Here is a 1,477-nt window from a genome sequence, read left to right as displayed (position 1 = left end):
ACAGGAAGTTGAGACCGGGGGTCGTGCCCCAGTGGCCGAGCAGACGCGGCTTGACGTGGTCACGCGTCAGCGTCTCGCGCAGCAGCGGGTTGCCAGGGAGCGAGGGCCGCGGGCCTCGGGGTGCGGGCGGTCGCGCGCAGCGTCCTGCCCGGCCCGAGCGGGAACGTGGAGTACTTCCTGTGGCTCGTCGCGGGTGACGCGCTGCCGGAGCCAGACGGCGTGCCGCTCGACGACGCCGTGCGGGAGGTCGTCGAGGGTGGGATCGAGGTGCGTCGCGTGCGCGCGGCGCTCGGAGGTGAGGCGTGATTAGACGAGCGCTCGTCGTGACCCACGGCGGTCGGGAGGAGGCGGTCGCGGCGACGCAGGAGGCCGTCCGTGAGCTGGAGGCCGCCGGCGTCGAGCCCGTGCTCGCGCCCGACGACTGCGGTCCGGACGACCTGCCGTCCTTCGAGCTCGCGATCGTGCTCGGCGGCGACGGGACGATCCTGCGCGCCGCGGAGCTCACGCGCGGCACGGACGTGCCCGTCCTGGGCGTGAACCTCGGGCACGTCGGCTTCCTCGCGGAGGCGGAGCGGGACGACGTCGGCGAGGCGGTGCGGAGGCTGACGGCGGGCGACTTCGAGGTCGAGGAGCGCGGGACGCTCGACGTGCGCGTCCTCCACCCGGATGGGACGGTCGGCACGGGCTGGGCGCTCAACGAGGCCGCGATCGAGAAGGCGGACCGGTCGCGCATGCTCGAGGTGATGCTCGAGGTCGACGGGCACCCGTTGTCGTCGTTCGGCTGCGACGGGGTCGTCGCGTCCACCGCGACCGGGTCGACCGCGCACGCCTTCTCGGCCGGAGGTCCGGTGGTCTGGCCGGACGTCGACGGGATGATCCTCGTGCCGATCTCCGCGCACGCGCTGTTCGCCCGGCCCCTCGTCGTCGGCCCGCGCAGCCGTCTCGCGGTGGAGGTGCTCGACCGGTCGTCGGCGCGCGGGCTCGTCACGTGCGACGGGCGGCGGCAGCTCGACGTGCCGCGTGGCGCTCGCGTCGAGGTGACGCGCAGCGACGTCCCGGTCCGGCTCGCACGGCTGTCGCTCGCGCCGTTCACGACGCGGCTCGTGCACAAGTTCGGGCTCCCCGTGAGCGGCTGGCGCGGCCGGCCCGCGGGCGGCGGCTCGACCAGGACGGGGGAGTGACGTGATCGAGGAGATCCGGATCGACAACCTGGGCGTCATCACCCGGGCGCACGTCGAGCTCGGGCCCGGCCTCACGGTCCTCACCGGCGAGACCGGTGCGGGCAAGACGATGGTGCTCACGGCGCTGTCGCTGCTGCTCGGCGGCAAGGCGGACCCCGCGACCGTGCGACGCGGGGCTCGTCGTCACCGGAGTGCTCGCGCTGCTCGCGACCGCGTTCGTCGCGACCGCGCTCGCCCAGGTCGGCCGCCTCCGCCCGGCCCTCCGCCGCCACCCCTGGCCGTTCGCGATCGTCCCC

3 protein-coding genes and 1 pseudogene are annotated in these 1,477 nt (G+C 75.0%); 3 read left to right on the top strand and 1 reads right to left on the bottom strand.

Annotation, left to right across the window (positions count from 1 at the left end; genetic code table 11):
* Positions 1-91 (bottom strand): annotated as a pseudogene (locus HGA02_RS21880) (phosphoketolase family protein); the annotation flags it as partial.
* 74 nt (positions 92-165) lie between these two features.
* Between HGA02_RS21880 and HGA02_RS20610 the strand changes: the two are divergent.
* The 3 genes from HGA02_RS20610 to HGA02_RS21305 form a co-directional block, all read left to right on the top strand.
* Positions 166-306 (top strand): hypothetical protein, encoded by a 141-nt coding sequence (locus tag HGA02_RS20610; RefSeq protein ID WP_210728818.1) that lies wholly within the window; start codon positions 166-168, stop codon positions 304-306.
* A complete protein-coding gene (locus HGA02_RS19085) occupies positions 303-1,181 on the top strand; it encodes an NAD kinase (RefSeq protein WP_168680942.1) in 879 nt (292 codons plus the stop codon). Before HGA02_RS20610 ends, HGA02_RS19085 begins: the two co-directional genes overlap by 4 nt.
* A gap of 1 nt (position 1,182) precedes the next feature.
* A partial coding sequence (locus HGA02_RS21305) for an AAA family ATPase (protein ID WP_168680940.1) occupies positions 1,183-1,477 on the top strand: 295 nt, incomplete at its 3' end.

The sequence above is a fragment of the Cellulomonas septica genome (genome assembly GCF_012396155.1).
GTDB lineage: Bacteria > Actinomycetota > Actinomycetes > Actinomycetales > Cellulomonadaceae > Cellulomonas > Cellulomonas septica.
The sequence above is the reverse complement of the archived record's forward strand: the minus strand, read 5'-3'. Positions and strand labels throughout refer to the sequence as shown.